Origin of the sequence: Arcobacter sp. YIC-80 (assembly GCF_044841725.1) — a bacterium.
In the GTDB taxonomy this organism is placed as follows: domain Bacteria; phylum Campylobacterota; class Campylobacteria; order Campylobacterales; family Arcobacteraceae; genus Arcobacter_B.
In genome coordinates this window covers 143955-167779 of record NZ_JBJBSI010000002.1, presented here as the reverse complement: position 1 = coordinate 167779, position 23825 = coordinate 143955, and the positions used below count along the sequence as shown (strand labels likewise).

The 23825-nt window shown below is 27.1% G+C and carries 22 protein-coding genes; 18 read left to right on the top strand and 4 right to left on the bottom strand.

The annotated features are described in order from the left end of the window. Nucleotide 1 precedes the first annotated feature (1 nt). The 5 genes from ACH5BK_RS04800 to ACH5BK_RS04780 all read left to right on the top strand — a co-directional run bounded on the left by ACH5BK_RS04800 (nucleotide 2) and on the right by ACH5BK_RS04780 (nucleotide 4164). The gene (locus ACH5BK_RS04800) at nucleotides 2-688 is read left to right on the top strand and encodes an SIMPL domain-containing protein (RefSeq protein WP_404304978.1); all 687 of its coding nucleotides are present in this window, start codon (nucleotides 2-4) and stop codon (nucleotides 686-688) included. After that, entirely contained in the window at nucleotides 689-1225 is a 537-nt protein-coding gene (locus ACH5BK_RS04795) for a purine-nucleoside phosphorylase (protein ID WP_404304976.1), read from the top strand. A 12-nt stretch (nucleotides 1226-1237) separates the two neighbouring features. Next, a complete protein-coding gene (rlmN, locus tag ACH5BK_RS04790; protein WP_404304974.1) occupies nucleotides 1238-2320 on the top strand; it encodes a 23S rRNA (adenine(2503)-C(2))-methyltransferase RlmN in 1083 nt (360 codons plus the stop codon). Nucleotides 2321-2420: 100 nt separating this feature from the next. Next, the gene (gltX, locus tag ACH5BK_RS04785; protein WP_404304972.1) at nucleotides 2421-3833 is read left to right on the top strand and encodes a glutamate--tRNA ligase; all 1413 of its coding nucleotides are present in this window, start codon (nucleotides 2421-2423) and stop codon (nucleotides 3831-3833) included. 64 nt (nucleotides 3834-3897) lie between these two features. Further along, nucleotides 3898-4164, top strand: coding sequence for an RNA recognition motif domain-containing protein (locus tag ACH5BK_RS04780; RefSeq protein ID WP_404304970.1), 267 nt, complete (start codon nucleotides 3898-3900; stop codon nucleotides 4162-4164). Between the two features lie 59 nt (nucleotides 4165-4223). On the opposite strand, the gene ACH5BK_RS04775 is transcribed toward ACH5BK_RS04780, so the two are convergent. Beyond that, complete coding sequence (locus ACH5BK_RS04775) at nucleotides 4224-6632, bottom strand: methyl-accepting chemotaxis protein (protein WP_404304968.1); 2409 nt, start codon at nucleotides 6630-6632, stop codon at nucleotides 4224-4226. A 195-nt stretch (nucleotides 6633-6827) separates the two neighbouring features. Here ACH5BK_RS04775 and ACH5BK_RS04770 point away from each other — a divergent pair, with 195 nt between their 5' ends. Then, the gene (locus ACH5BK_RS04770; RefSeq protein WP_404304966.1) at nucleotides 6828-7028 is read left to right on the top strand and encodes a hypothetical protein; all 201 of its coding nucleotides are present in this window, start codon (nucleotides 6828-6830) and stop codon (nucleotides 7026-7028) included. 75 nt (nucleotides 7029-7103) lie between these two features. Next, complete coding sequence (locus tag ACH5BK_RS04765; RefSeq protein WP_404304964.1) at nucleotides 7104-9281, top strand: heavy metal translocating P-type ATPase; 2178 nt, start codon at nucleotides 7104-7106, stop codon at nucleotides 9279-9281. A 7-nt stretch (nucleotides 9282-9288) separates the two neighbouring features. Here ACH5BK_RS04765 and ACH5BK_RS04760 read toward each other — a convergent pair whose 3' ends face one another. Then, entirely contained in the window at nucleotides 9289-9957 is a 669-nt protein-coding gene (locus tag ACH5BK_RS04760) for a response regulator transcription factor (protein WP_404304962.1), read from the bottom strand. Between the two features lie 250 nt (nucleotides 9958-10207). Beyond that, nucleotides 10208-10861: a response regulator transcription factor gene (locus ACH5BK_RS04755; RefSeq protein ID WP_404304960.1), complete on the bottom strand. Its 654-nt coding sequence runs from the start codon at nucleotides 10859-10861 to the stop codon at nucleotides 10208-10210. A 132-nt stretch (nucleotides 10862-10993) separates the two neighbouring features. Here ACH5BK_RS04755 and ACH5BK_RS04750 point away from each other — a divergent pair, with 132 nt between their 5' ends. From ACH5BK_RS04750 to ACH5BK_RS04700, 11 genes are all read left to right on the top strand, one after another. Continuing rightward, a complete protein-coding gene (locus ACH5BK_RS04750; RefSeq protein ID WP_404304958.1) occupies nucleotides 10994-12190 on the top strand; it encodes an OprD family outer membrane porin in 1197 nt (398 codons plus the stop codon). 72 nt (nucleotides 12191-12262) lie between these two features. Then, the gene (locus ACH5BK_RS04745; RefSeq protein WP_404304956.1) at nucleotides 12263-12922 is read left to right on the top strand and encodes a response regulator transcription factor; all 660 of its coding nucleotides are present in this window, start codon (nucleotides 12263-12265) and stop codon (nucleotides 12920-12922) included. A gap of 49 nt (nucleotides 12923-12971) precedes the next feature. Beyond that, on the top strand, nucleotides 12972-14054 hold the full coding sequence (locus tag ACH5BK_RS04740; protein ID WP_404304954.1) for a sensor histidine kinase: 1083 nt from the start codon (nucleotides 12972-12974) through the stop codon (nucleotides 14052-14054). A 59-nt stretch (nucleotides 14055-14113) separates the two neighbouring features. Further along, entirely contained in the window at nucleotides 14114-14497 is a 384-nt protein-coding gene (locus ACH5BK_RS04735; protein ID WP_404304952.1) for a FixH family protein, read from the top strand. Beyond that, entirely contained in the window at nucleotides 14497-15693 is a 1197-nt protein-coding gene (locus ACH5BK_RS04730) for a TolC family protein (RefSeq protein ID WP_404304950.1), read from the top strand. The genes ACH5BK_RS04735 and ACH5BK_RS04730 overlap by 1 nt, the downstream gene beginning before the upstream one ends. 3 nt (nucleotides 15694-15696) lie before the next feature. Next, a complete protein-coding gene (locus ACH5BK_RS04725) occupies nucleotides 15697-16716 on the top strand; it encodes an efflux RND transporter periplasmic adaptor subunit (protein WP_404304948.1) in 1020 nt (339 codons plus the stop codon). A gap of 9 nt (nucleotides 16717-16725) precedes the next feature. Then, nucleotides 16726-19842: an efflux RND transporter permease subunit gene (locus ACH5BK_RS04720; protein ID WP_404304946.1), complete on the top strand. Its 3117-nt coding sequence runs from the start codon at nucleotides 16726-16728 to the stop codon at nucleotides 19840-19842. A 97-nt stretch (nucleotides 19843-19939) separates the two neighbouring features. Continuing rightward, nucleotides 19940-20518: a YceI family protein gene (locus ACH5BK_RS04715; protein ID WP_404304944.1), complete on the top strand. Its 579-nt coding sequence runs from the start codon at nucleotides 19940-19942 to the stop codon at nucleotides 20516-20518. Nucleotides 20519-20547: 29 nt separating this feature from the next. Then, nucleotides 20548-20874, top strand: coding sequence for a hypothetical protein (locus tag ACH5BK_RS04710; protein ID WP_404304942.1), 327 nt, complete (start codon nucleotides 20548-20550; stop codon nucleotides 20872-20874). Nucleotides 20875-20892: 18 nt separating this feature from the next. After that, nucleotides 20893-21714 carry a DUF692 domain-containing protein gene (locus ACH5BK_RS04705; protein ID WP_404304940.1) on the top strand — a complete coding sequence of 274 codons (822 nt, stop codon included), beginning with the start codon at nucleotides 20893-20895 and terminating at the stop codon, nucleotides 21712-21714. Next, nucleotides 21707-22390, top strand: a complete 684-nt coding sequence (locus ACH5BK_RS04700) for a hypothetical protein (protein WP_404304938.1) — start codon at nucleotides 21707-21709, stop codon at nucleotides 22388-22390. Before ACH5BK_RS04705 ends, ACH5BK_RS04700 begins: the two co-directional genes overlap by 8 nt. A gap of 17 nt (nucleotides 22391-22407) precedes the next feature. Here the strand turns inward: ACH5BK_RS04700 and ACH5BK_RS04695 are convergent, their stop codons facing one another. Beyond that, the gene (locus ACH5BK_RS04695; protein WP_404304936.1) at nucleotides 22408-23763 is read right to left on the bottom strand and encodes an MATE family efflux transporter; all 1356 of its coding nucleotides are present in this window, start codon (nucleotides 23761-23763) and stop codon (nucleotides 22408-22410) included. Nucleotides 23764-23825: the final 62 nt, after the last annotated feature.

Genomic DNA, 23825 nt, shown 5'->3' with positions numbered 1-23825 from the left:
TATGATTAAAAAAATTACAATGATGGCATTATTTGCCCTATTACCATTACAATTATTTGCATACGAAATTAGTTTTAATAAAAAGTTTTCAAAGGTTGTAACTCCTGATATTCTTAAAACATTTATTTCAATTAATGTTGAGAATGATGATGAAAACTATATAAATAGAAATATAGATAGATTTAACAATTTTATAAAAGATAACGATACTATTATTAAGAAAAATGGTTCATTTATTTTAAACCCAAAATATAGATATTATAAGAATAAACAAGAGTTTATGGGATATGTAGGTACATTAAGATATGAGATTCAATCAAGTGATGCTAAAAAAATAAATAAATTTATAGATGATTTAATAGCTTTAAAGAAAAGAGTTGATGCTAGAGAAGTAAAAGTAAATATTTCAAACTTATCATGGAAAATAAGTGAAAACTTATATGAAAAATCTGTTGATTTATTAAGAATTGAAGTTATTACTTGGGCAAATAAATATAGTAAAAATTTAAGTACAAAACTTTTAAAGAATTGCGAAGTAAAAAACATAAATATAAACAATGTAGTAAGAAACAATTTTTTTAGAAGTGAAGCTATGTCAATGAATGCAAAAACAGTTTCTGATTTAGCCCCTGTAAATAGTGACAAAACTATATCTTTAAACCCAAATTTTTTAATGGAGTGTAAATAAATGATTGTTTGTGCTGGAAGAAATGAAGTATTTCCTTTTGCTACAACTATTGGAGTAGGGCTAATAGAATCAGCCATAAATCTAACAAGACAATGTTTATTTGATAAGCCTGAATATTTACTATTTATAGGAAGTGCAGGTTCTTATGGTGAGCATAAAATATTTGATATTATTGAGTCAAAAAGAGCAGCTAATATAGAACTTAGTTTTTTAACAAATAGTTCATATACACCTTTAGATAATGTTTTAGAGTCTGAAAATAGATTTGCTAGAAATGATACTATTGTTAACTCATCAAACTATATATCAACAAATAGTGAACTTACAAAAAACTTTAAAGAGTATGGAATAGGTATTGAAAATATGGAATTCTTTTCTGTATTATCAGTGGCAAAACAGTTTGAAATTCCAGTTGCAGGAATTTTTGTAGTTACAAACTTCACAGATGAAAATGCTCATGAAGATTTTATGAAAAATCATAAAGTAGCAATGGAAAAATTAACTAATTATTTAGTAGAAAAACAAATTATAAAATAAAAAGTAGAAAATATGTCAAAATTTGCAGAACCATCAATATATGACTTTACTTTAGATGAATTAAAAGGCACTTTAAAGCCAGCATTTAGAGCAAAACAAGTATATAACTGGTTATATAAAAACTATGCTTCATCATACAATGAGATGAAAAATATTCCTAATGATTTAAAACAAACATTAGAAAATGAGTACCCAATAGATATTATGGAAATTGTGAAAAAAGAACAAAGTAGCGATGGAAGTATAAAATATCTATTTAAATTAAGAGATGGGCATACAGTTGAGGCTGTATTGCTTTTAATGAAAAAGAAGAAAATTGATGAAGATGGAAATATTCAAAGAAGTGAACAATACACTGTTTGTATTTCTTCTCAAGTTGGTTGTAAAGTAGGGTGTACATTCTGTCTTACAGCAAAGGGTGGCTTTGTAAGAAACCTTACAGTTGGGGAGTATATCGCTCAAATTGTAAATATTAAAAGAGATAATAATATCCCTGAAAACAAATCATTAAACATCGTATACATGGGAATGGGAGAACCTTTAGATAATTTCAATAATTTTACTAAAGCTGTTCAAATATTTTCAGATGAAGATGGTTTATCGATAAATAGGAGAAGACAAACTGTTTCAACATCAGGAGTTGCTTCAAAGATTGAAAAACTTGGTGAAAAAGATTTAGGAATTCAACTTGCTATTTCTTTACATGCTGTTGATGATGAATTAAGAAGTGAACTTATTCCTATGAATAAGGCTTATAATATTGCTTCAATTATAGATGCTGTTAAAAAATTTCCAGTTGATACAAGAAAAAAAGTTATGTTTGAATATCTTGTAATTAAAGGTAAAAATGACTCTATAGAGGCAGCTAGAAAACTTTTAAGCTTATTAAATGGTATTCATGCAAAAGTAAATTTAATTTACTTTAATCCATACCCTGGAACTACATATCAGCGACCAGAAGAAAAAGATATGATAAAATTCAAAGATTTTTTAAATGATAGAGGACTTATTTGTACGATTAGAGAATCTAAAGGACTTGATATATCAGCTGCCTGTGGTCAATTAAAAGAAAAGGAAGCAAATGGGAACACTTGAGATATCACTTTTAGCTTTTATTGTAGTAGTTGTAGTAGTATCAGCAATAGGTTTTTATATAAGTAATAAAGAAGATAAAGAAGAGGAGAATTAATTTAAAATGGCAATTACAAGATTTGCACCAAGCCCAACAGGATATTTACATATTGGAGGTTTAAGAACAGCTTTATATAGTTATTTATGGGCTAAGAAAACTGGTGGTGAGTTTAAATTAAGAATTGAAGATACAGATAATGCTAGAAATAATGAAGATGCTGTAAGAGCTATTTTAGAAGCATTTGAGTGGGTTGGAATGCCAAGTGACTGTGAAATAGAGTATCAATCAAAAAGAATAGATATTTATAAAAAATATATTGCTCAATTATTAGAAGAGGGTAAGGCTTATAAATGTTACATGAGTAGAGAAGAGCTTGATGCTTTAAGAGCCAAGCAAGAAGCCGCTAAAGAAAACCCTAGATATGATGGTACATGGAGACCAGAAGAGGGTAAAGTATTACCTCAAATTCCTGAAGGTGTTGATCCTGTTATTAGAATCAAAGCACCAACTGAGGGAACAATTGAGTTTGAAGATGGTGTAAAAGGGAAAATGAGTTTTGATGCTTCTCAAGTTGATGATTTTGTAATTGCAAGAGCAAATGGAATGCCTATTTATAACTTTGTTGTTGCTATTGATGATCATTTAATGGGAATGACTGATGTATTAAGAGGTGATGACCATTTATCAAATACTCCTAAACAAATAGTAATTTATAATGCTTTAGGTTTTGATGTACCAAAATTCTATCACATGCCAATGATTAATAATCCACAAGGTAAAAAACTATCTAAAAGAGATGGTGCAATGGATGTTATGCAATATAAGAAAGATGGATATTTACCAGAAGCATTACTTAACTTTTTAGTTAGACTTGGATGGTCTAATGGAGATCAAGAAATCTTCTCAATGGATGAAATGTTAGAGTTATTTGATCCAAATAATATTAATAAATCAGCATCAGCTTATAATGCAGAAAAATTATTATGGTTAAATGCTCACTATATTAAAAATGTATCAAATGAAAGATTAGCTAAAGAGCTTGAAGCTTTTGATTGTTATTTACATGGACATGATAAAAAAGAAATGCTATTAGACTTATCAAAAGAAAGAGCTCAAACACTAATAGAATTAAAAGAAGCTATTGAAAAAATTATTAATGTTCCTACATCTTATGAAGCTAAAGGTTCAAAGAAGTTTGTAAAAGAGGGAACTATAGAAATGTTAGAAAACTATTTATCTTTATTAGAAGAAAATAAAGATAGTTTACATCTTGCTCCTGATTATGAGCTTGTGACAAAGCCTTTTATTGAGGAAAAGGGCCTAAAATTCCCACAATTATTCCAACCAATTAGAATTGCATTAACAGGTGGAACACAAGCTCCTTCTGTATATGATATTATGGCAATTTTAGGATTAGATGAAGTAAAAGATAGAATAAATAACGCAATAGAAAAAAATTTTGGTAAAGAAGTTTAACTTCTCTTGATTATTATTTCATAATAAGGCATAATGTTTATACTTAAATAAAGGAAGAATTAAGATGAACATTTATGTTGGAAATTTGTCATATCAAATGGCAGATAAGGATTTAGAAGAAGTTTTTGCTAAATTTGGCGAAGTAAAAAGTGCAAAAGTTATCATGGATAGAGAAACTGGAAGATCGAAAGGTTTTGGTTTTGTTGAAATGCAAACAGCACAAGCTGGAAGTGATGCTATTGAAGCATTAAATGGAAATGATTGCCAAGGTAGAACTTTAAGAGTTAATGAAGCTAAACCAAGAGAAGAAAGACCTAGAAGACAATACTAGTCTTATTTTTCTTATCATAAAAAAAGCCTTAGATACAAAGTATCTAAGGCTTTTTTATTTTAGAAACTTTCCCATTCATCATCTGAACTATTTGTATTACTTTTTATTGGAGCACTACTTGAACTAGTTTTATTAATTTTAATTGGTTTTACTTCTTTTACTTCAATTTTAGAAGAGTCTAAAATAGGTTGTTTTACTTTAGCTTTTCCTTTCCCTTCAAAGTTATTTTTATTTACGGCTTCTACTACTTCTTGGGCAATTGTATTTGTTTCTTGAGCAATAGAGTTTGTTTTATCTGCAATTGCTGCATTTTGTTGTGTAAATTGATCTAATTGACCTACAGCATCAGCAATTTGAGTCATACCAATTGTTTGCTCATTTGCTGCGTGAGTAACATCATCAATAAGTTTACTTGTTTCTACAATTTTTTCATCTAATTGATTAAAGCCTTCAATCATTTTACTACTGATGCTTTTACCTGTATTTGCTTTTACAGTTGCTGTTTCAACTAAATCTTTAATCTCTTTAGCAGCTTCTGCTGATCTACTTGCTAGGTTTCTTACTTCTTGAGCAACAACTGCAAATCCTTTACCAGCTTCTCCAGCAGTTGCAGCTTCTACAGCAGCATTTAAAGAAAGGATATTTGTTTGGAATGCTATTTGGTCAATAACTGAAATAGCATCATTAATAGCAAGAACTGTATCATTGATTTCATCCATTGATTTAACAGTTTCATTTGCTAGATTTTGACCTTCACTAGCTGAAGTTTTTGTTTCATTAGAAATACTTAGCATTTGCTGTGCTTTTTGATTTGTTTGTTCAATATTACTTGTTATCTCATCAATTGAAGCTGCTGTTTGTTCAAGTGAACTTGCTTGTGATGTTGCATTATTGCTTAATGTTCTTACATTTTGTGTTAATTCAGTTGAGCTATTTTGTAATGATATACCATCTTCTTCACTATCTTGTAGCATTCCTGTTATCATTCTGTTCATTTGAATGATTTCATTACCAATTTTTCCACAGCTTGAAGAATCAAGTCTTGCTGTAAAGTCTCTATTTGTATATTTACCTAATACTTCACTAATCTTATTTAAATCTTTACCAACTAAATTCTCTAATGTATCTAACATAGAGTTTAATAGTTGTTTTAATTCGTTTAAAGACTCTGTTGATGATGATTTAGATATTCTTTTTTCAAGGTAACCATCACTTACTCTATTTGCTACTTGTTTTACATCTTCAATTAGTGCATTATCTTGTTCTATACCTAATTTAATTTTTTCAACGTTTGTATTTATAGAGTTTGCCATTACTCCAAATTCATCATTTCCTGCAATTGAAATTGCTTTTGTATCTGATGATTCTTTATTTAGATATTTGAAGAAACCTTCAACTCCTATAGAAATTTCTTTTAAATTTAAGTTTAATTTTCTAACTGATAAATAAATTACTCCAGCTATTAATAAAAGACCTATAATACTTGCTATAATTGAGAAATTTCTTATGAAAATAGCATTTCCCATATACTCATCAACTGGAACCATAACAATAAAATTCCAGTATGTATCTGTACCTTTTAGCTCAAATGGAGTTGAATAATAAAATGATTCTTTTCCTGTGTTCTCTGATACTTTTGAGTAAGAATATGATTCACCATTTTTAGCATTTTTCATTAAATTTATATAATGAGGAGAGTTTTTAGTAATATCTAAAATATCTTTACCTAAATAGTCTTTGTTTTTATGTCCTAATACAGTTCCATAGTTATCAAGAATAAAAGTATATCCAGTATCAAATACTTTAATAGAATTTGCCATTTTAGCAAAAGTATCAAGTACAATATCTACACCAATAGAACCTATAAACTTTCCATTTTTATAAATAGGAAGTGCAATTGTTGTCATTAATACTTCTACGCCATCAACAGGGTACATATATGGCTTTGTGATAAAAGTTTTACCTGATTCTCGTGGTCCTTTTATCCATTCTAAATCATCGCTATAAACTGAACCTGTATCAACTGCATAAGAATCTTTTGATCTAACTACATAAGGATTGAATTGACCTGTTTTATCATAACCTTTTTTTGTTTGACCTTCTGGTAAAACATCAAAGAATTGTCCTTTTTCTTTTACTTTAAACCAAATTCCAATAATACTTTCATTGTAATCTAAAATAGATTTGAAATACTCAATAGTTTCTTCTTCATGCATTCTTGTATCATGATTGATTGCTTGTTCAAATTTTGAAGCTAAACCTCTTGTAACAGTAATTGATTGCTCAATTTCACCTCTAATACTTTCTGCATGTTTACCTGACAGTTCTTGTAAGTATTTTTCTGCATCTTGTTGTGATGTTTTATATGAATAGCTTGATACAAAATACATTGTAATTGAAAAAACAAGTATTGTTGCACCTAAAACTTGAAGTAAAAGCTTTTTACCAAAGCTAGATTTCTTTTCCATATTAATCCTTTCTTACGTTATGTTAAATTATACCAATAAAAACCCTTATTTCTGTTATAAGAATTGTTATAAAACAAACAAATTTAAAAAAAATAATTTATTTAATGTATTTAGTAATATAACAGATTTCAAATTACACGTTGCTTCCATCTTTGTTATTTATAATACGTTAAATCAAAAAACAAAGGACAAAAAATGAAAAAGTTAGTATTATCAGTTTTAGCTTTAGGTTTAGTAGCAGGAAGTTTATATGCAAATGATAGTCACAATATGAGCAAAGAAGAGTGTATGAATATGCATAAAGAATTTCATAAAAGTGAAAGTAAAAAGGTTGAAAAATCTTTAATTCCTCAAAGTGTATTAGATGCAATCTATCCAGAAGAGGATTTAGATTAATAAATTAATCATGTCTCAATTAAGAGACATGATTATAATGAAAGAATTAGATTTTGAAATTAATAAGGATATAACATGCCTAAGAAAAAAGTAAATTTGAATATTCTAGGAATGACATGTGCAAACTGTTCTAATGGAATAGAAAAATTTTTAAATAAACAAAAAGGTGTCATTTCTTCTAAGGTAAGTTTTGCTTCTTCCCAAGGTTACTTTGAAATTGATGAAAGTAAATTTGATGAAGATAAACTAATTAACTCAATAGAAAATCTTGGATATAAAGTAGAGAAAAATCTTCAAGCCTTAGAAAAAGAACAGTTAATGGCTTTTGAAAAATTAAAAAAACTCTTTTTTATATCTATATCTTTAACTATCATTATATTTATCATTGCTTTCTCAAGTTTCTTTAATGAACCTACAAATAATTATTTAATATTTTTAATAGCAACAATAGTTCAGTTTTATACAGGAGCTAGATTTTATAAACTCTCTTATAAGTCTGTAAAAAATGGTAACTATGATATGAATGTATTGGTAGCTTTAGGTACAAGTGCTGCTTATTTTTATTCGACATTTGTTGTGTTTTTTCCCTCTTTATTTCCTGAGAATTTAAGATTTTTATATTTTGATGGGGCTGCTGTAATTATTAGTTTTGTTTTATTGGGTAAATATTTAGAAGAAAACTCCAAACAAAAAGCTAGTACATTCTTAAAAAATTTGATGAAGTTAGCACCTCAATATGCAAATTTGGTGTTGAATGAAAAGGAAATAAAACAAGTTTTAATAAAAGAATTAAAAGTTAATGATATAGTTTTGGTAAAAACAGGAGAAAAAGTTCCTTGTGATGGTTTGATACTAGAAGGATCTGCAAATATTGATGCTTCAATGATAACAGGAGAATCTTTACCTATTTATAAAGAAATAAATGATGAAGTATTAAGTGGTACTCTAAATACAGATGGTGTTTTAAAAGTAAAAGTATTAAAAGAATCAAATGATACAACTTTATCCAAAATTATTGATCTTTTAAAAAATGCACAAAGTAAACAAATACCAATAAGTAGATTTGCTGATAAAATTGCTAATGTTTTTGTTCCTTTAGTAATTATAACTTCTATTTTAACTTTTATTATATGGGCAATGCTAGGAAATGTCCAAAATGCAATACTTGCGAGTATTAGTGTTTTAATTATATCTTGTCCTTGTGCTTTAGGACTAGCTACACCAATAGCAATAGTTAGTTCAGTTAGTAGAGGAGCAAAAGAAGGTATTTTAATCAAAAACCCAGAAATATTAGAGCAAATTAAAGAAATAAAATATGCAGTTTTTGATAAAACAGGAACATTAACAAAAGGAGAAATTTCAGTTGTTAATACTGATATAGAAGAAAAATATTTTAAACTATTAGGTTCTCTTGAAAAATATAGTGAACATCCTATTTCAAAAGCAGTTGTAAAGTATTTAGATAATCAAAAAATACCCTTAGATATAAAAATTGAAAATATTGAGGTTTTACCTGGAAAAGGAGTGAAAGCTTTTTATGAAAATGATGAAATCTTTATAGGAAATATAAAACTTTTAGAGCAAAATAATATTGAAATACATAAAAAACATAAAGAGTTTTATTTAGAAGAATTAGAAAAAGGTAATGGAGTTATTTTAGCTGCAATAAATAAACTTTCTATAGGATCTTTTTCTTTAGCTGATGAACTAAAAACAGGTGCAAAACAATTAATTATAAGTTTAAAAAATAAAGGAATTACTCCTGTATTATTAACAGGTGATAATAAAACTACAGCATTAAGTATTGCAAATAATTTAGGAATTGAAAAAGTTTATAGTGAAGTTATCCCTACTGAAAAGTATGAGATTATAGATGAGTTACAAAGAAATGCAATAGTAATGTTTGCTGGTGATGGTATAAATGATGCTGCCGCAATAAAAAAAGCTAATATAGGTATTACTTTAAACTCTGGTTCTGATATAAGTAAAGATGCAGGAGATATTATTTTAATCAACAATGAATTAAATTCCATAATAAAAAGTTTAAATTTATCTGTTGAAACTATGAAAATAGTTAAACAAAATTTATTTTGGGCATTTATTTACAATGCTGTTGGAATTCCACTTGCTGCAGGAGTTTTATATCCAGTATGGGGACTAATGTTAAGTCCTATGTACGCAGGAATTGCTATGAGTTTTAGTTCTGTTACAGTAGTATTAAACTCTCTAAGACTAAAACTTAAAAAAATATAAAAGTAGTTTAATCTACTTTTATATTTAATTTATATCCAATATTTTTTATTGTTGTAATACTATCTTTCTCTAGTTTTTTTCTTAAGTTCTTAATATAAGTTCTTATTGTAGTAGTTTCTGGTATTTCATCATAGAGCCATATATTAATGGAAATTTCATCAATTGATAAAGGTCTATTTTTATTTTTTAGCATATATTCAAATATTTTTGATTCAATATTTGATAAGTTATATTCTGTAGAGTTTTTTATAATAGTTTTTGATTGGGAATTGTATTGAATATTTTCATCAATTTTGATTAAACCATAAGTATTTATTTGTCTTAATCTAGCTATATTTTCTATTCTTAATTGAAGTTCACTTAATTCAAAAGGTTTTTTTAGGTAGTCATCACATCCTAAACTAAAACCAATTTTTAAATCCTCGGGCAAGTTTCTTGAAGTAATAAAGATTATTGCTGTATTTATATTTTCTTTCTTTAATTCTTTTAATAAATCAAAGCCATTAATATTTGGTACATTAACATCAAATAAAAAAAGATCAAACTTTTCTTCATAAATCATTTCAAGAGCTTCTTGCCCATCATGAACTGAAACTACTTCATGATTTAAAGATATCAAAAACTCTTCAACAATTTCATTTAAAATCATATCATCTTCTAAAAGTAAAATTTTCATTTTAGTTTTCTTGAATTAGTATTTTTTTAATTTTTTTATAACATGAGAACATAGGAACTCCTTATCTTATTTGATACTATTTTATATAAATCGTGTGGACTGTGTGTGGAAAAAATAATGCCGAAGAGAAGGTATAAGGTTCGCATTTTAAAAGATTTCGAAAATTTAGGAGTTTACTTCGGCATTATAATAAAGTCAAGAATTGACTTTTAAAAAGTATATATTTTTTAAATGTAGTTAACGTGTAGCTTTAAATTTTGAATATATATCCTAAGCCTTTAGCAGTTTCAAGAAAATCATACTCAAGGTTTTTTCTAATATTTTTTATATATGTTCTAATTGTAGCAATTGAGGGAGTACTAGAGTAATCCCAAATATTAACTATTAATTCATTTATAGAGATAATTCTATTACTATTTGTTAAAAAATATTTAATTATCTCAGCTTCTTTTTTAGGAAGTTTTATTTTTTTCCCTTTTTTTTCTAAGCACATATTATAAAAATCAAATTTAATATTTTCATTTAAAATGAAAAATTTTGAATATAAAAGGTTCTTTTGAATATATTCAATTCTAAGTTTTAATTCTTCTAATTTAAAAGGTTTTCTAAGAAAATCATTTGCACCAATTTTATATGCTTTTTCAAATTCTTTAAAGTCTGTAGAGGCACTTATAAAAATAATTGGTGTGTTAAACCCTTCATTTGAAAAATTTTCAAAAACTTTTAAACCATTTATATCAGGAACATTTATATCAAAGATTAATAAATCATATTTATTAAAAAAAAGTTCTTCTAAAGCCTCTTCCCCTGAATAAAAATGAGTTACACTATAAACTTGTTTTTCTAAATACTCTTTTAATAAATCAGCAAGAATAATATCATCTTCTAATAATAATATTTTCATTTTTATTCCTTTTTATATATTCATTGAATGATATATTTTAAATATGGAACCAAGGTGTAAAACTACATGCTAACTACATCTTTGTGAGTTAAACTACCAGTGTTTTGTAAATTAATAAAATTAGGAGAAGAAATGAAAAAGATAATGAAATTAAGTTTAATTACTGCAGTGGCAGTAGTTAGTTCTAGCTCACAGTTATTCGCAGCTGATTCAATTTCAGAAGCATTTTCAAATGGAAAATTAAAAGGAGAACTTAAGTCATATTATTTTGCACAAAATTTTGATGGTGCTAATAAAAATGATAGTTCAATTTGGGCAAATGGTGGATCTTTAAATTTTGTTACAGATTCATATAATGGATTAGTGTTAGGTGCTACTCTACAAACTTCTCATGTAACAAGTATAGATGATGAAGATGGTAAAACAGCAGGAAGTATGGACGCACAAGGATCTGTATTATCAGAGTCTTACTTACAATACACGTATAATAATACTACATTTAAAGGTGGTAGACAATTTGTAAAAACGCCTTTATTAGCAGGTTCAGGCTCAAGACTTATTAAAGAATCTTTTGAAGCATATTTATTAGTTAATAGTGATATTCCTGATACTACATTAGTAGCAGGATTAATTACAAAATATCAAACAAGAACTGATAAGTCTTCATATAGTGATAACTCTTTTGTTAACTTTGATTCAAATGGAACAGGTGAACCAGGTGATTTTTATAAAATTGGTAATGATGGTGTTAGAACAATTTATTTAAAGAACAATTCTATTTCAAATCTAACTATTCAAGCACAATATGCAGATGTAGTTGATGTAGCTGTAGGGATTTATGCAGATGCTAAATATGATTTAGGACCTGCTTATATTGCTGCTCAATATTATAATACAAATTATGATGCTGCATCATCTAATGATTCTTCAATGTATGGATTTAAAATTGGTGGTAATATTTCAGATGTTTCATTATTTGCAGGATATACTTCAACAGATGATGATAATGATGTAGTTAGAGGTATTGGACAAGGAGCTTATTCTCACTATACTGCTACAACTAAAACAGCTGGTTCTAAAGCATTTAAAGCAGGAGCAGATTCATGGCAAATTGGAGCTGCTTATAAGTTTGCAGATTTAAAAACAAAATTAAGATATTCTAGTTTTGATTTACCTTCAATTAATGCAGATTTAGATGAAACTACATTAAATTTAGAGTATAAATTTAATAGCTCATTAAAAGCTCAATTGGATTATTCGATTTTAGATTATGAAGATGATGCTAAAGATGCTACTGATTTAAGAACAAGATTAATTTATTCATTCTAAATTAAAAGAGATTACTTTAGTAATCTCTTTATATAATAATATTTATGTTATAATTTTTTCATAAGGAATTATATGAAAATATTATTATTAGAAGATGATTTATTACTAAATGAGATAATAGAAGAGCATTTAGAAGAGAAAGGGCACGATGTAGACTGTGCTTATGATGGAAATGAAGCTTTAGAACTTATTTATTCTAAAAACTATGATATATTATTATTTGATGTTAATGTACCTTCTTTAAATGGTTTTGAATTATTAAAGCATTTAAGAGATGAAAATATAAATACTGCAACAATTTTTATCACATCTGCAAATTTATTAGAGGATGTGGAAGAAGGTTTTAAAACGGGTTGTGATGATTATATTAAAAAACCTTTTGAGCTAAAAGAGTTAGATTTAAGAATTAAAAATGTTTGCAGACTTCATAATATTTCTCTTAATAAACTTTTAAAAATTAGTGAAGATATAAAATTTGATGTAAATAATTTAGAAATAATAAAAGATAATGAAAAAATTCACATTAGACAAAAAGAGAGTGATGTGTTATTATACTTAATGAAAAGAAAAAATGTTGCTGTAAGTGTAGATGAACTAAGTATGAATGTATGGGCTTATGAAGATAATCCAAGTCCTGCAACAATAAGAACATATATAAAAAATTTACGTAAAATTTTAAATGAGGATTTGATCTCAAATATTAGAGGAGTAGGCTATAGATTTAACAGCTAGTGAAAAGAGTACTTATTATAGATTTGTTGGTCTATTTTTAGGTTCTTCTTTGATTTTGATTTTATTTTTGGCTTTTTTTTATTTTCAAAATGAACAAAGACTTTATTTAGATTTAACAAAATCAAAAATGCAAAATAATTTATCAAAGCTATCTTCTAAAATCACTTTAGCTCACATGTCAAATAGCAAGTTTGATACTTCTAATCTTTTAAAAAATAAAACTTATAAAATAGCTTTTTATGATAAAAACAAAAAAAAGCTTTTTGGTAATCTCAATACAAAATTAAATTTAGAAAAAAAAGTTATAGAAACAAAAAAAAGTTTAATTTTAGTTGATGATTCAACATTTGGACATTTAGGGGTCTATTTTTTAGCTATTGAAGATAATTCCTATCATGAGAAAATAGATAGTTTAAAACTAAATATTTTAGTATTTTTTTCTTTTATTTATTTGTTTATATGTCTCGTTGGTTTTTATCTTGGAAAGCTTTTTTTAAAACCAATAAAAGAAGAAAGAGTTAAGTTAAATAACTTTATAAAAGATACTACACATGAGTTAAATACTCCTATTAGTGCTATTATGATGTCTACTGAAAATAAAACTTTAAATGAAAAAAAGATTGAAAGAATAAGACTTAGTGCCCAAAGAGTATCTGAGATATATAAAGATTTAACATATATTTTTTTACAAAATAAAGATAAAAATAGAGATATAAAAAAACATAATCTAAAAGAGTTAATAGAAGAACAACTTGAGTATTTTATTCCATTATCAAGTAAGAAAAAAATTGAAATAAAAAAAGATATAAAAGATTTTTATTTTGAAATTGATAAAGATGATTTTATTAGAGTTGTAAATAATCTTATTTCAAATGCCATAAAATATAATAAAGTAAAAGGGAAAATTTATATTACTTTAGATGAAAATACTTTAACTATTAAAGATACAGGTATAGGAATAAAAAAAGAAAAAATAAATGATATTTTTAAAAGATATTATAGAGCAACCTCTCAACAAGGTGGTTTTGGTCTTGGATTAAATATAGTTAGCGATATTTGTAAATATTATAATATTAAAATAGATGTTTCCTCTCAAAATCAAGAATATACAATTTTTGAACTAAAGTTTTAACTCCACACAAACTCCATACAAAATAGCTAAGATTCTTAAAATAAAAATAGGAGTCTTAAATGAAATCAATTTTCAAAGTAATTGTAGCAATGTTATTTGCAGTAGGTATTTTAAATGCCCAACCTATTTCTCAAACAGGAGAAAAAGGTGGTTATACTATTAAACTTACGTCTGAAAAATCTTTAGTAGTTGGAGAAAATGATATTTTTGTTGAACTTTTTAAAGATGGACAAACAGTAACAAACGCAAAAGTAAAATCAAAGTTTTTTATGCCCGAAATGCCAGGTATGCCATATATGGAATATAAAGATAAAGCAAAACTAGTAAATGGTAAATATAAAATGATGATTAATTTTACTATGAGTGGAACTTGGCAGTATCAACTTAAATTTAAAACGAAAGAAGGAAAAGTTCATACTGTAAGAGGAAGCGTGAATATATAATGAAAAAGTTAGCTTTAACTCTAAGTCTTTGCACATCTTTAAGTTTTGCAGTAACAATTGATGAAATTGTATCAAATAGTTTACAAAATAGTAGTGATTTAAGAAGTTTAAATCACTCTATTAAAGTTGCGAATGAAAATATAAAACTTGCTTCAAAATGGAGTGATCCAGTACTTAGTTTTGGATTTAATGATATTCATTTTGATGAACCTTTTAAAAGAGATAAAGAAGCAATGCAGGCTACTTTTATTGGGCTTTCTCAAGTTGTTCCTACAAATGGGAAATTAGAAATAAAAGAAAAAATAGCTTTAAAAGATATGCAAATCAAAACTCTAGTACTAGAAAATAAAAAGTTAAAGTTAAAAGCAAAGATTTATGAGTTAGCTTACTCAATAGTAGTTTTAGAAAACAAACTAAAACTACTTGATGAGTATAAAAAAAATATCAAAACACTAGAGTCTTTATCTAAATCTCTTTATGAGTTGGGGAAAACTACACAAAATGAAGTAATAGACGCGAAGGTACTTTTTTTTAATGTAGAGATTCAAAAACAAAAGTTAAAAAATCTAATTGATAATTTATATTTAAAGCTAGAGCAAATTTCTTATATGAAAATAGATGAAATTTCACAAAGTGATATAAACAAGTTAAAAAAGCTAGTTTTAAATATGAATAGTGATAAACATCCAGTTTTAAAACAAGAGTATATAAAATCAAAAAAATATATATATCTTTCAAAGCTTGAAAAAGCAAAACAAATACCTGATATTAAAGTAAATGTGACTTATTTTAATAGGGATAGCAAGTTTGAAGATTATGCGAATATCTCTGTAAATATACCTTTAACTATAAATAATACTCAAAAATTGAACTCTTTAAAAGCAAAGTTTGAGTCAAATAAAATCACTTCAAAACTTGATGATACAAAAAGAGTTTTACAAACAGAACTTAAAACATACGTCAATAGTGCAAATAGTGCTTTTTTAAACTATAAACTTATAAAAAAGCAAATTTTACCACTTAAAAAAAAGATACAGAAAAACCTTGAAAACTATAATAGTTTTTCAAAGGTTAAGCCACAAGCTTTAATTAAAAATCTAAATGAATTAATTTCGTTTGAGATAAAAGCCCTTGATGAAAAGTTTGAGTACTTTTCAAACTATGCTAAAACAAAATACTATACTTTAGAGGACTAATAAATGCAAAAATATTATATTAAAAGTGCGATTTTTTTATCACTATTTATTTTTACAAGTTTAAATGCAAAAATTATAGAAGTAGAACAGCTTTTCAATCGAAAAACAGTAAAAGTAAAACAAGAAGAGGTTTCAATAACAAAAAGCTTTTATGGAAAGATGGCAATTGATGAATCAAAAGTAGTTGATGTGGTTACTAGATTTGATGGATTTATCACAAATTTAAATGCAAATAAAACTTTTATGAAAGTAAATAAAAATGATGAACTTTTTCAAGTTTATTCAGACGAGATTTATTCAATTCAAAAAGAGTTACAAGTCGCAAAAAGAGTTAATAAAAGCCTTTATTTAAGTACTATGGAGAGGTTGAAAGCTTTAGATATAAATAAAAAAGAGTTGCAGAAAATAAAAAATGCAAAGCTTTCTTATAAAGGAATAAAAGTATATTCTCCTATAAATTCTATTGTTTTACAAAAAAATATAAATGACAAAGGTGCCATTAGAAAAGGTAACCTTTTAATGCAGTTGGCAAATATAGAAAAACTATGGTTTATAGCAAATATTTATCAAAAAGATTTAGGGTTTTTAAAAGATAAGATGGAAGCCTTAGTTTATGTAGATGGATTAACTACTCCTATTAAAACAAAACTTGATTATATTTATCCAAATGTTGATGAAAAAGATAAAAGTATTGATGTAAGATTTGTAGTTGATAATAAAGATTTAAAACTTTATCCAAATATGTTTGGAACAATAAAATTAAAATCTACACAAAAAACAATGCTTACTCTTCCTAAAACAGCAGTTTTATCAAAAGGAAGTGAATATTATGTATTTAAACCTATTTCAAAAAAAGAGTTTGAACCTGTAAAGGTTGAAGCAAAAAGACTCTCTTCTTATAAGTACGAAATACTTGATGGTTTAGAAGAAGGTGATGAAGTAATAAACAATGCATTATTCTTATTGGATTCAGATGCAATTACAAATGCACTTTATGACTCAGATACAGATGATGACTGGTAGGAATATATCATGGTTGAAAATATAATCTCATATAGTATAAAAAATAAATTTTTAATTTTATTTTCTGTAATAGTTCTAAGTTTTGCTTCATTTTGGGCAGTTAAAAATACATCTCTTGATGCAATTCCTGATTTATCACCACCTCAAGTAATTGTACAAGTTAAATGGCCAGGACAAAGTCCAAAAACAATTGAAGAGCAAGTGTCATATCCTTTGATATCAAATCTTATGAGTTTGCCAAATATTGAAACTGTAAGAGCTATGAGTTCTTTTCAAAATGCTTTGATTTATATCATTTTTAAAGATGGTACAGATTTATATGATTCAAGAAATAGAATTTTAGAGCAGTTATCACAGCTTCAAGGAACATTTCCTGATGGTGTAAATGTGGCTATTGGTCCAGATGCTACAGGTGTTGGTTGGGCTTATGAATATGCTTTAAAATCAGATACTAAATCCCTTGATGAATTAAGAACCTTACAAGATTACTATTATAAATATGCACTTTTAGGTGTTGATGGTGTAAGTGAAGTAGCTTCAATTGGTGGTTTTATAAAAAACTATGAGATTACCCTAAACCAAGATAAGCTAGTACAATATGATTTAAGTATTGGCGAAGTAAAAAAAGCTCTAACTTCAAACAATGATGAAAAAGGTGGAAGAATAATTTTAGAGAATGGTTTTGAACAAATGATTCAAGCCAAAGGTTATTTGCAAAGTGTTGTTGATATTGAAAATATCACAATCAAAACTTTTAATGACACACCTTTAAAAATAAAAGATATAGCTGATGTAAATATAACTTCTTCAAATAGAAGAGGTATGGCTGATTTAAATGGGCAGGGTGATACAGTAGGTGGAATAGTTGTTGTAAGATATGGTGAAAACCCTTATGCTGTAATAAAAGCTGTAAAGAAAAAGCTAGAGACTTTAAAAGTAGAGGGTGTTGAAGTCGTTGAAACTTATGATAGAACATCACTTATTGATAAGGCTATTGATACTTTAAAAAATACACTTATTGAAGAGTCTATTATCGTTATTATTGTTAGTGCCTTATTTTTATTCCACTTTAGAAGTGCATTGATTATTATCATTACTTTACCTATTACTGTTTTAATTACTTTTTTACTAATGAAACTATTTGGAATGGGTTCAAATATTATGAGTTTAGGTGGTATTGCTATTGCTATTGGAGCAATGGTAGACGCAACAATAGTTATGGTAGAAAATGCTCATAAGTATCTACAAGGAAAAGAGGATATTTCTAATAAAGAGAGAGTAGAGATTATAATAAAATCAGCAAAACAAGTAGGGCGTCCAATCTTTTTTGCACTTATTTTAGTAGTAGTATCTTTCTTACCAATATTTGCTTTAACAGGACAAGAAGGAAGATTATTTACTCCACTTGCCTTTACAAAAACTTTTGCCATGATAGCAGGAGCTATTTTATCTATTACTTTAGTGCCTATTTTAATGGTGTTTTTAATAAAAGGAAAGATACTAAGTGAGAATAAAAACATTTTAAATAGATTTTTTACTCTTTTATATTCTCCTATCTTAAAAACATCTCTTAGAATGAGATACTTAATAGTTTTAGGTTTTATAGGAACACTAATAGCTGCATATCCAGTTTACAAAAAACAAAACTGGGAATTTATGCCAATGATGAATGAACAAACTTTTATGTATATGCCTGTAACTCCTTATGGTATAGGTGTTGATTTAGCAAGAGAACTTACAAATAAAACAGATAAGATTATCAAGTCTTTCCCTGAGGTTGATACAGTATTTGGAAAAGCAGGTCGAGCTGATAGTGCAACAGACCCAGCACCACTTGCTATGATTGAAACAATTATTACTTTTAAACCTCAAGATCAATGGCGAGAGGGTATGACATACAAAAAGCTTATGCAAGAAATGGATGAAAAACTAAGAGTAGCAGGGCTTATTAATTCTTGGACATACCCTATTAGAGGAAGAATTGATATGCTTTTAACAGGTATTAGAACGCCTCTTGGAATTAAGCTTTATGGTAGTGGACATGAGCAGTTAGAAGAAACAGCAGGATTAATAGAGCAAAAATTAAAAGCTTTTGATAAAACTTTATCTGTATCAACTGATAAAATTAATTCTGGATATTATTTAAATATTGATGTAAAAGAAGAGCTTTTATCAAGATATGGGATTACAAAAAATGATATTTTATCAACAATAAGTTTAGGAGTTGCAGGAAGTAAAATCTCAACTTTTATTGATGGTTTAGAGCGATACCCAATAAGTCTAAGATATGAAACAGCTCAAAGAGAAGATATTACAGCATTAAAAAATCTTCAAGTAAAAACAAAACTAGGTTTTCAACCTTTAGAGATGTTTGCAGAATTATATTATGAAGAAGGGCCATCTGTGATTAAATCAGAGAAGGCTTTAAATGTAAACTTTATTTATATCACGCCAAAAAATGGTATTTCATCAAAACAGTATAAAGATGAAGCTATTAGTATATTAAAAGATATAAAGCTTCCTGAGGGGTATTATCTTGAGTGGGCAGGACAAAGTGAATATCTTGAGTCAGCTATGAAAAGACTTACTTATATTATTCCTTTAACATTTGTGATTATCTTTATTTTGATATATTTTGCATTAAGAAATATTACATACACAGTAATAATTTTCTTTACATTGCCATTTGCATTAACAGGTGGAATATTCTATTTGGATTATTTAAACTTTAATATCTCTATTGCTGTAATAGTTGGTTTTCTAGCTCTTTTAGGAGTTGCTGCTGAAACTTCTATTGTAATGCTTGTTTATTTACATGAAGCTATGAATGAGTTAGTTAAAAAGCAAGTTGAGTTTACAAAAGAGCATATATTTCATGGGATTTATAAAGGAGCAGTTTTAAGGCTAAGACCTAAACTTATGACATTATTTGCTATTTTGGGTGGACTTATTCCTATTATGTATATAGATGGAGTAGGAAGTGAAGTTATGCAAAGAATTGCAGCTCCTATGATAGGAGGTATGGTAAGTTCAGCTTTACTGACACTTATTATCATACCAGCAATATTTTATATATATGCTATTTATAAAGGTGAAAAACTAAAAAATATTACAGTAAATCATTAAATTTAATAAAAAGCTAGTTATTCTTAACATTAACTACACAAAAAACATATAAAATTCTCTTACGATAACAAATAAGGGTTAAATAAAAGGAGACAGAATGAAGTTTTTTAGTAAACTTTTAGCAACAGCAGTTTTATCTACAGGTGTAGCTTTTGCAGCACCATATAGTTTAGATGGCTCTCATACTAGTGTAGGTTTTTCTGTAAAACACTTAATGATTACTAATGTTAAGGGTGATTTTAAGAAATACGATGCCGTAATAGATTTTGATAGCAAAACTAAAACTTTTAATACTTTTAAAGCAACAGTTGATACATCATCTGTTGATACAGGAATAGTAAAAAGAGATAATCACTTAAAAAGTGAAGACTTTTTCTTATCAGAAAAATTTCCTAAAATGACTTTTGTGATGAAATCATATAAAGCTGATGGTGATGAAGGGGAAATGAAAGGAGACTTAACTATTAGAGGTATTACAAAACCAGTTACTTTAGAAGTTGATGATTTAGCAACAATCAAAGACTTTGAAGGAAATACAAGAGTTGGTTTCACTCTTGAGGGTAAAATCAATAGATTTGATTATGACCTAAAATGGAATAAAGCTTTAGAGCTTGGTGGTGTAGCAGTTGGTGAGAATGTAAAAATTCAAGTAGAAGTACAAGCAGTAGAAAAATAAAAAATTAAATTTAAATAAAAGGATAAGAAATGAGTAAAAAAATGACATTAGCAGGAATTATGCTAGGGGCAGCGTTAACAACAACAGCAGCATTTGCAGGAAATGGATCTTGTGGAGCTGGTAAATGTGGTGGTGAAACTAAGAAAATGGAGAAAAAAGGTTCATGCGGTGCTGGTAAGTGTGGTGGCGATATGAAAAAAGATAAAAAAGGTTCTTGTGGAGCTGGTAAATGTGGCGGTGACATGAAGAAAAAAGAAATGAAAAAAGGTTCATGCGGTGCTGGTAAATGTGGTGGTGACATGAAAAAAACTGAGAAAAAAGCAACTGGTGCTTGTGGCGCTGGTAAATGTGGATGAAACGGAGAAGATGATTAGATGATAAATTTAAAAGGCTGTGGCTTAGGACTTAGAAGCGATTTTCTGCTTGATTTAGAAGATACAAAATTTAGACCTGATTTTTGGGAGGTTACTCCTGAAAATTGGATGTTTATGCCAAAACTTTTTGAAAAAGCTTTTGAGCAAGCAGTTTTTGAAAGACCAACTATAGCCCATGGTTTATCACTATCAATTGGGTCTGTTGACAAACTTAATAAAAAGTTTGTTAAACAGATCAAAACTTTTTTAGATAGATACAATATCGAATACTATTCTGAACATCTAAGTTTTTCATCATTAGATAATAAACAATCTTATGAGCTATTACCTGTTCCTATGACTAAAAAAATGATTGAAGTTATAAGTGATAGAGTTAAAGAGGTTGAGGATATTATTCAAAGAAATTTGATACTTGAAAATGCAACTTATTATTTAGTACCTTACAGTGAAATGGCAGAAGTTGATTTTATAAATGAAGTAATGGAAAAATCAGGTGCAAAAATGCTACTTGATGTAAATAATGTTTTTGTAAACTCTGTAAATCATGGTTTTAAAGCAAGAAGATTTATAGATCAAATAGATAAAAGTAAGGTTGCTTATATGCATACAGCAGGGCATTATTTTGATGAAGAAGCAAATATGAAAATAGATTCTCATGGAATGCCAATAGATAAAGGTGTATGGAAACTTTTAGAGTATACTTTAAAGCAAGTAGATGCTCCTGTAATGATTGAGAGGGATAATAATATTCCTCCTTTAGAGGAGTTAATAACTGAATATAAACAAATGAAAAAAATTTATAAAGAAGTTAGAAATGGCTAAATTAGAAAGAGATGTAGAAAATAGATTTTTTGATATCATTTCAAAACAACAAGAAAATCCAAGCTCAAATGCTTATGGAATTTACCAAAAATTGGTGTTTTATAGATATGAAGAAATTATAAATAATACCTTTCCTTTATTTATAAAATATGTATCTCCAAAAGAATTAGATGAGAGTATATTTTTATTTTTAAAAAATCCTCCCTCAACGCCTTTTGTTTGGCAAATAGCAGATGATTATAGAAAAATGGTGAAAAAAAAGAAGCTATTTCATGATAGAAAATTTTTATATGAGCTTTTATATTTTGATTGGATTGAATTAGAACTTCTAATGAAAGAGTATAAAACAAAAAAAATAAAAGAGTTTTCGTGGGAGAATTCTTATACTCTAAAACAAAGTGCAAGAATTAAGAGATTTAAATATGATATTATAAATACAAACTATGAAGAAAAAAGAGAAAATTTTACAGTAATATATTATGATTTTTCAAGTGATGAGGTACTATTTAGAGAAATAAATGAGTTTCTATATGCTCTTATAAAAAATCTAAATAAAAAAGAATCAATTAAAAAAACACTTAAAAAACTTTGTAAACAAAATGATATTAACTTAAATGAAGCTATGGAAGTTTTAGAAGAACCTTTAAAAGAGTTAATTGGATTTAGAGTAATTTAAGTATTTAAATCATAGAACTATAAAGTTCTATGACAATGTTTTTTAAGAAGGTTGTTTGTATAAAAGTATGCAAATATTGCTGCTGAATTTATAACTATAAAGATACCTATCCAAAGTGATGCAAAGCTCATTTCAAAATATTTTACTATTAAGTAAGCAATTATAAATTTAGCAAAAATTTGTCTATATAAAGCTATATATAAAATCATTTTTGGTTTTTTTATTCCTTGAAGTGTAGATACACAAATAAATAAAACCACATAAGCATAGAAAATCCAAACTTCAATAAGTAAGTAATCTAAACCATAGTTTACAACTATCTCATTTGAGTCAAATTGTGAGATAATCAATCTTCCAAATATACTTAGGAATACTATTCCAAAAGTTGAAATTATAAATCCATATTTTATAGCAACTTTTAAAGTCTCAATTACTCTATCATATTTTTTCGCACCATAATTGTTGGATACAAGAGTTAAAACAGCTGTATTAAGTCCTAGTGCTGGTAAAAGCATAAGTTGCTCTACTCTAAAACCTATACCATATCCTGCTACTGCTTCCATACCATAATGTGACACAAAATATGTAAGTATAAGTGAACCTATGGACATAATAAGCATATTTAAACTAGCAGGTAAACCTTGGTTTATAAAATCTTTATATACTTTTATATTTGGTAAAAAGTAATCAAGTCTATCATATCTTATAATATTTGTTTGATTTACTTTGTAAAGCATATAAAACATATTTATTATTTGGATTAAAACAGTAGCTATTGCTATACCTTGAAGTCCTAATGCTGGAATAAATAAAAATCCATAAATAAATAAAGGGTTTAAAACCAAGTTTGCAAAGAAACCAAAAATCAAAGTATTTCTATATGTTTTTGTATCACCTTTGGCTACAAGTATTGCATTTAAAGCAAAATTTACCATAAAGAAAATACTTCCATATAAAATAGGGTTTATGTATGTCATGGCATCTTGTAAGTAGGCTTCTTTAGCTCCAAGAAGTATAAATAAACTAGGAGCGAAAATAATCCCTAAAATAGTTAAAAACACTCCAATTAAAGGAATAAATACTAAACCTTTTTGAGCATATAAAGAAGCTAATTTATATCTTTTTTTACCAAAGTGGTTTCCAATAAGTGCAGTTGTTGCCGATGAAAATCCATATCCAAAGCCAATAATAGTAAAAAATATCATAAAGGATAAAGATAATGCAGCAACTGCTTGTGTTGAGATAAGACCAGCATAAAATGTATCAACTACATTATACATGGTATTAAAAAACATCCCTGTACTTGCTGGTATGGCAAGTTGTTTAATTAAAGAGGGAATTTCTTTCGTTGTTAATTCATTTGTTTGTTTCAAAATAGTATATCCTGTAAAATAGAATAAAATGGATTATAGTGTAAAAAGTTTAATTATAAAGA